This window comes from Streptomyces capoamus, from assembly GCF_014654935.1.
In the GTDB taxonomy this organism is placed as follows: Bacteria; Actinomycetota; Actinomycetes; order Streptomycetales; family Streptomycetaceae; genus Streptomyces; species Streptomyces capoamus.
In genome coordinates, this window is record NZ_BNBF01000006.1 from 282,536 (window position 1) to 289,280 (window position 6,745).

Genomic DNA, 6,745 nt, shown 5'->3' on the forward strand with positions numbered 1-6,745 from the left:
CGGCCAGCAGGGCCGCCGCGGTGGCCTCCTCGTGGGTGTCGAAGTAGTGCTCGGCGTCCACCAGGTTGGACGGCGCGCCCGCGTCCGAGCAGACCAGCAGCTCCTCGTCGGTCCAGGTGCGCAACTGCTCGCGCAGGTAGGGCGAGACGTGGTTGGGGCGGCCGTTGACCAGGTTGTAGGCGGGCATCACCCCGGCCACCGCCCCCGCCTCGACCGTGTCCCGGAAGGCGCGCAGGTCGTACTCGTGCAGCACCCGGGGGCGTACGGAGGCCGACGAGGTGGCCCGGTCGGTCTCGTTGTTGTGCGCCAGCCAGTGCTTGAGGACGGGCGCCGTGCGCCAGTACCGGGGGTGGTCGCCGCGCAGGCCGTGCGTGTACGCCGTGGCGATGGCCGAGGTCAGCGCGGGGTCCTCCGCGTAGCCCTCCTCGTTGCGGCCCCACAGCGGGTGGCGCAGCAGGTTGACCGTCGGCGACCAGACGTTGAGGCCCACCCGGTCGTCGCGGGCGCGCATCGCGCGGGCCTCCTTGGACACCGCCTCCCCGATCCGCCGCACCAGGTCCGGGTTCCAGGTCGCGCCGATCCCCACCGCCTGCGGGAACACGGTCGCCGGGCCCATCCAGGCCACGCCGTGCAGGGCTTCCTGGCCGGTCCGCCAGGCGGCGATGCCGAGCCGGTCCACGGCGGGCGCGTACTGGTGCAGGAAGGAGATCTTCTCGTCCTGGGTCAGCCGGGCCAGCAGGTCGTCGATGCGCTTCTCGAACGGCAGGTGCGCATCCCGGAAAGGCGGGGTGGACGGCGGGTCAACGGTCACGAGTGGGTTCCCTTGGCGGATGGAGCGACGCGACGCTTTCGAAGCGCTTCGATGCTGATTCGACCGCAGCTCGGTGTCAAGGTGCCGTGCGCGAAACGGCGTGCTTGCTTCGTTTCAACCCGTGCAGCAGGCGCAGTTGACCGAACCGTACGGCCGCGGAGGAACTTTGGGGACGACCCTTGTGTGCCCCCAGGTGTTCACTTAACCTCGCACCACATCGAAGCGCTTCGACTACTCGCTGCACAGCCACGCCTCCGCTCAGCCGGATCCACTGAAGACACCGCAGCCGACGGCCCACCGCCGGGTGTCCTGGTGCGCCATGAAGGGTTGACGCAATGACGCCGAACGCCGCCTCCTCCGCTTCCACCGGCACCGGCCGGAGAAGCTTCCTCGCCTCCACGGCGGTCGCCGCCGCGGCGGTCGCGGGCGGGATGCCGCTGCTCTCCGCCTGCGGCGGTGCGGACAACGGCTCGCGGGACGGCACCACCTCGGGCAAGAACGCCAGGAAGATCCTGCCCGCGTACGTGGCCAGCGGCGTGGTGAAGCCGGACATCCCGTCCCGGAACGGCTCCTCGATGGGCTTCACGGCCAAGCTCGACGTCGGCGCCCTCGAGACGTCGGTGCCCAAGAAGCTCGGCAAGGGCGGCCGGGTCACCGTCATGTCGCCGTTCTGGGGCTCCCCGCCCAAGCAGGACAACCCCTACTACACGTCGATGAACGACCTGATCGGCGTGGACGTCCAGTGGCGCAACCAGGACGGCAACACCTACGATCAGAAACTCGGCGCGGTCCTCGCCTCCAGCGACATCCCCGACGTGGTGGTGGTCCCCGGCTGGAACATGACCGGCCGGATACCCAGCGCCATCATCGGCAAGTTCGCCGACCTCGGCCCCTACCTGTCGGGTGACAGGGTCAAGGAGTACGCGAACCTCGCGGCGATCCCCAGCGACGCCTGGCAGCGCTCGCTCTTCGGCGGCAAGCTGATGGGCCTGCCGATGCCCGCGTCCTACGTGCAGAACATCGTGCCCCTCTACCGCCGGGACGTCTTCGACAAGGAGGGCTACGAGGTCCCGAAGTCCGCCGACGAGTTCACCGCCCTGTGCAAGGAGATCACCCGGCCCAGGTCCAAACGGTGGGCCTGCGGCGACATGAAGTGGACCGCGTTCAACACCTTCGGCGTGATCAGCGGCGGGGAGAAGGCGCTCGGCTGGACCGTGGCCGGCGGCAAGATGATCAACCGCATCGAGACCCCGGAGTACCTGGAAGCGCTGGAGTGGGCGCGCAAGCTGATGGCGGCCGGCTACGTCCACCCCCAGTTCAGGCTCGGCAAGAGCCAGATCGGCGACCCGACCCCGCTGTTCACCTCGGGCGAGCTCCTGATCTGGAACAACGACATCTCCAACTGGTACGGGGTGCAGGCCTCCCAGATCACCCAGAACCCCGGCTTCAAGGTGTGGGGCATGGACCTGTGGGCCCACGACGGCGGCGACCCGACGTTCTGGGCCGCGAACCCGGCCTCCGTCTTCGCCTTCGTCAACAAGAAGGCCTCCGAGTCCGTCGTCCGCGACGTGCTGGCGGTCGCCAACGTCACCGCGGCGCCGTACGGCACCAAGGAGTGGATGATGACCAACTACGGCGTCGAGGGCACGCACTACACGCTCAAGAACGGTCTGCCCGTCAAGAACGACAAGGGCAACAACGAGGTCACCAACGCCTTCGTCATGGTCGCGAGCCCCGCCGCGACCATCGCGCACCCCGACCTGCCGGACTACACCAAGGGCATGGTCGAGTGGCAGCAGCGGGTCGGCTCCTTCACCAGGAAGTCGTCCTTCTGGGGCCTGCAGATCACCGAGCCCTCCCGCTACACCAACCTCGCCGACGACTTCGAGCAGCTCGAGGACGACATCGTCCGCGGCCACAAGAAGATCGGCGACATGCAGCAGGCCGTCTCCGACTGGAAGAGGAAGGGCGGGGACCGGCTGCGCGACTGGTACAGCGAACTGCTCGACGAGAACGGCCCGGCGGCGAGCTGACCAGGCTCTGAGGCAAGGAGAACGACCGTGTCCCACAGCACGGTGCCTCGGAGCGGCACCGAGGCCGCAACGCCGGCGAAGACCCCGGCTGCGTCGGCGGACGCCACCGGCGCCCGGGAACGACGAGGCGGCGGCAGGCCGGGCCTGCGACCGCGGTTGCGACGCGACCGCGTGCTGATCCTCATGACGCTGCCCGCCGTCACACTGCTTCTGGTCTTCAACTACCTGCCGATCCTCGGCAACGTCGTCGCCTTCCAGGACTACGACCCCTACGTCAGCGACAACGGCATCGTCTCCATCCTGCACAGCCCCTTCGTGGGCCTGGAGAACTTCCGGCGGATCTTCGAGGACCCCGACTTCTGGGGCGCCGTCCGCAACACACTGGTGCTGTTCCTCCTCCAGCTCGTGCTGTTCTTCCCGGTCCCGATCCTGCTCGCGCTGCTCATCAACAGCGTGGTCCGGCCGCGGGTCCGGGCGGTCGCGCAGGCCGTCCTGTACCTGCCGCACTTCTTCTCCTGGGTGCTGGTCATCGCCGTCTTCCAGCAGATGTTCGGCGGCGCGGGCATGCTCTCCCAGCTGCTGCGGCAGCACGGGTACGACGGCCTCGACATCATGACCGACCCGCACACCTTCCCCTTCCTGGTCACCGCGCAGAGCGTGTGGAAGGACGCCGGGTGGGGGATCATCGTCTTCCTCGCCGCGCTGGCCTCCGTCCCCCAGGACCTGTACGAGGCCGCCGCGATGGACGGCGCGGGACGCCGGCGCCGCATGTGGCACGTCACGCTGCCCGCCCTGCGCCCGGTGATCGCCCTGCTCCTCGTGCTGCGCGTCGGCGACGCCCTGACCGTCGGGTTCGAGCAGATCCTGCTGCAACGCGACGCCGTCGGACCGGACGCCGGGGAGATCCTCGACACCTTCGTGTGGTGGAACGGCGTGCGCAACCAGGACTTCGGCTACGCGGCCGCCGCCGGACTGATCAAGGGCGTGGTCAGCATCGGCCTGGTCCTCACCGCGAACAAGGTGGCCCATCTCATGGGCGAGCAGGGGGTGTACGAGAAGTGACCGCCGTCGTCGACCGGCCGACGGGCCGCCCCGGCCGGTGGGCCGCACCCGCGCGTCCGGCGTGGGAGGAGGAACCCTCGAAGGCCGGCCTCGCGGGCAAGGCCCTGGTCCTCTCGCTCGCCTGTCTGGCGGTCCTCTTCCCGCTGTGGATCGTGGTCGTCACCAGCCTGTCCTCGCGCAGGACCATCGACGAGGCCGGCGGCCTGGTGATCGTGCCCCGGGGCATCACCTTCATCGCCTACCAGGAGCTGCTCGGCGGCGGGCAGGTCACCCGGGCCGCCGTCGTCAGCATCCTCGTCACCCTGGCCGGCACGCTGTTCTCGATGACGGTGTCCGTCCTGTGCGCCTACGGCCTGTCCCGCACCGGGTCCCTCGGGCACCGCTGGATCCTGATGGTGCTGCTGGCCACCATGTTCTTCAGCGCCGGCCTCATCCCCACCTACCTGCTGGTGCAGTCCCTCGGGCTGACGGACACCTATCTCGCGCTGATCCTGCCGAGCGCGGTGAGCGTCTTCAACATCCTGGTGCTGCGCGGCTTCTTCATGGGCATCTCGCAGGAACTCCTGGACAGCGCGCGCATCGACGGCGCCGGGGACCTCCGGATCCTCTGGCAGATCGTCGTGCCGCTGTCCCGGGCGGTCCTCGCGGTGATCACGCTGTTCTACGCCGTCGGGTACTGGAGCGCCTGGTTCAACGCCTCCCTCTACCTGAACGACCAGGACAAGATGCCGTTGCAGAACGTCATGATCCAGCTCGTGCAGAGGCAGCAGCAGCCGGTCGGTCTGGGGCAGGCCATCCGCACCGGCCAGCTGTCGGGGCTGGCCGTCCAGATGGCGGTCATGGTGATGGCGCTGCTGCCGGTCGCCGTGCTGTCGCCGTTCGTCCAGAAGCACTTCAAGAAGGGCATGCTGACCGGGGCGGTGAAGGGGTGACACACGCCGTACGCGCAGGCCGCCGGGTGCGGCCGGGCCTCGCCGACGCCACCCGGGGCCGCGTCCTCTTCGGCGGCGACTACAACCCCGAGCAGTGGCCGGAGGAGACCTGGCAGGACGACGTCCGGCTGATGCGGGACGCCGGCGTCAACTGCGTGACGCTCGGCGTGTTCTCCTGGTCCCGGCTCGAACCCGAGCCAGGGGCTCGCGAGTTCGGCTGGCTGGACCGGCTGATGGACCTCCTGCACGCCCACGGCGTCGGCGTGGTCCTGGCCACGCCCACCAGCTCCCCGCCGCCCTGGATGGGCCGGCTGCACCCGGACACCCTGCCCCGGGACGCCGACGGCCGCATCGAATGGTGGGGCGGCCGGCAGCACTTCTCGCACTCCAGCGCCACCTACCGCCGCTACGCCGCCGCCATCACCGAGGACCTCGCCGCCCGCTACGCCGGCCACCCGGCCCTCGTCCTGTGGCACATCAACAACGAGTACTGCACCGTCGACCACGGCGACGAGGCCGCAGCCGCCTTCCGCCGCTGGCTGCGCGCCCGGTACGGCACCCTCGACGCCCTCAACTCGGCCTGGGGGACCGCCTTCTGGAGCCAGGGCTACGACACCTGGGACGGCATCCTGCCCCCGCGCCACGCCCACTACCTGAAGAATCCCGGCCAGGTGCTGGACTTCCGGCGGTTCACCTCCGACATGCTCCTGGAGTGCTACACCGCCGAACGGGACATCGTCCGCCGGTACACCCCGCACATCCCGGTCACCACCAACTTCATGCCGCTGTGGACGGGGCAGGACGGCTGGCGCTGGGCCGAGGAGGAGGACGTCGTCTCCGTCGACCTCTACCCCGACCCGCGCGACCCGCTGGCCGCGCAGCGCGGCGCTCTCGTGCAGGACCTCACCCGGTCGCAGGCGCGCGGACCGTGGATGCTGATGGAACAGGCCGCCGGGGCGGTCAACTGGCGGGGCGTGAACCACCCCAAGCCGCGCGGCCTCAACCGCCTGTGGTCCTTCCAGGCCGTGGCCCGTGGTGCCGACGCCGTCTGCTACTTCCAGTGGCGCCAGTCCCGGCAGGGCGCGGAGAAGTTCCACTCCGGGATGATCGGCCACGCGGGGGAGCACGGCCGCACCTTCCGGGAGGTCGGGCAGCTCGGCGCCGAACTCGCGGCCGTCTCGCCCGAGGTGACCGGCGCGCGGATCACCGCCGGCCTCGCCGTCCTGCACGACTGGCACTCCTGGTGGGCCGGCGACCACGAGGGCCGGCTGTCGGCCCTGGTGGACCTGCCCGAGGTGCTCACCGCCTGGCACCGGGCCCTGTGGGAGGCGCAGCTGACCACCGACTTCGCGCATCCGGAACACGACCTGTCCGGCTACCGGCTGGTCGTCGCCCCGCAGCTGTACCTGCTCACCGACGCCGCCGTCGCCAACCTCCTCGCGTACGTCCGCGGTGGCGGCACCCTCGTCTGCGGCTTCCACACCGGTGTCGCCGACCAGGACGACCGGGTCCGGGCCGGCGGCATGGACGCCCGGCTGCGCGAGCTGTTCGGCATCCGCACCCTGCACGAGTGGTGGCCGCTGGAGGAGGGGGAGACCGTGGCGTGCGAGGGGTTCCGCGGCACGCTGTGGTCGGAGGAGATCGAGCCGGAGCCCGGCGCCGCCGAGACCGTGCCCTACCGGGGCGGTGAACTCGACGGGCTGCCCGCCGTGCTGCGCCGGGGCCGTGCCTGGTACCTCTCCACGCTGCCCGAGCCCGGCGCCCTGCGCTCCCTGCTGGCCGGCATCGCCGCCGGGGCGGGGGTGCGGCCGGTGCTGGACGGGCTCCCGGCGGGCGTCGAGGCGGTGCGCCGCGGCGAGCTGCTGTTCCTGCTCAACCACGGGCGCGAGCCGGTCACCGTCGCGGTG

General features: G+C 70.5%; 5 protein-coding genes. 4 read left to right on the top strand and 1 reads right to left on the bottom strand.

What is annotated here, in order from left to right:
- A partial coding sequence (locus IE312_RS39745) for a glycoside hydrolase family 3 protein (RefSeq protein WP_306419729.1) occupies positions 1 to 811 on the bottom strand: 811 nt, incomplete at its 3' end.
- A gap of 335 nt (positions 812 to 1,146) precedes the next feature.
- Between IE312_RS39745 and IE312_RS12750 the strand changes: the two genes are divergently transcribed.
- The 4 genes from IE312_RS12750 to IE312_RS12765 all read left to right on the top strand — a co-directional run.
- A complete protein-coding gene (locus tag IE312_RS12750; protein WP_189981231.1) occupies positions 1,147 to 2,844 on the top strand; it encodes an extracellular solute-binding protein in 1,698 nt (565 codons plus the stop codon).
- Between the two features lie 27 nt (positions 2,845 to 2,871).
- The gene (locus tag IE312_RS12755; RefSeq protein ID WP_189981233.1) at positions 2,872 to 3,906 is read left to right on the top strand and encodes an ABC transporter permease; all 1,035 of its coding nucleotides are present in this window, start codon (positions 2,872 to 2,874) and stop codon (positions 3,904 to 3,906) included.
- Positions 3,903 to 4,838, top strand: coding sequence for a carbohydrate ABC transporter permease (locus tag IE312_RS12760; protein WP_189981235.1), 936 nt, complete (start codon positions 3,903 to 3,905; stop codon positions 4,836 to 4,838). The genes IE312_RS12755 and IE312_RS12760 overlap by 4 nt, the downstream gene beginning before the upstream one ends.
- Positions 4,835 to 6,745: beta-galactosidase (locus IE312_RS12765; protein ID WP_229899619.1), on the top strand; the 1,911-nt coding region annotated here is incomplete at its 3' end. The genes IE312_RS12760 and IE312_RS12765, both read left to right, overlap by 4 nt.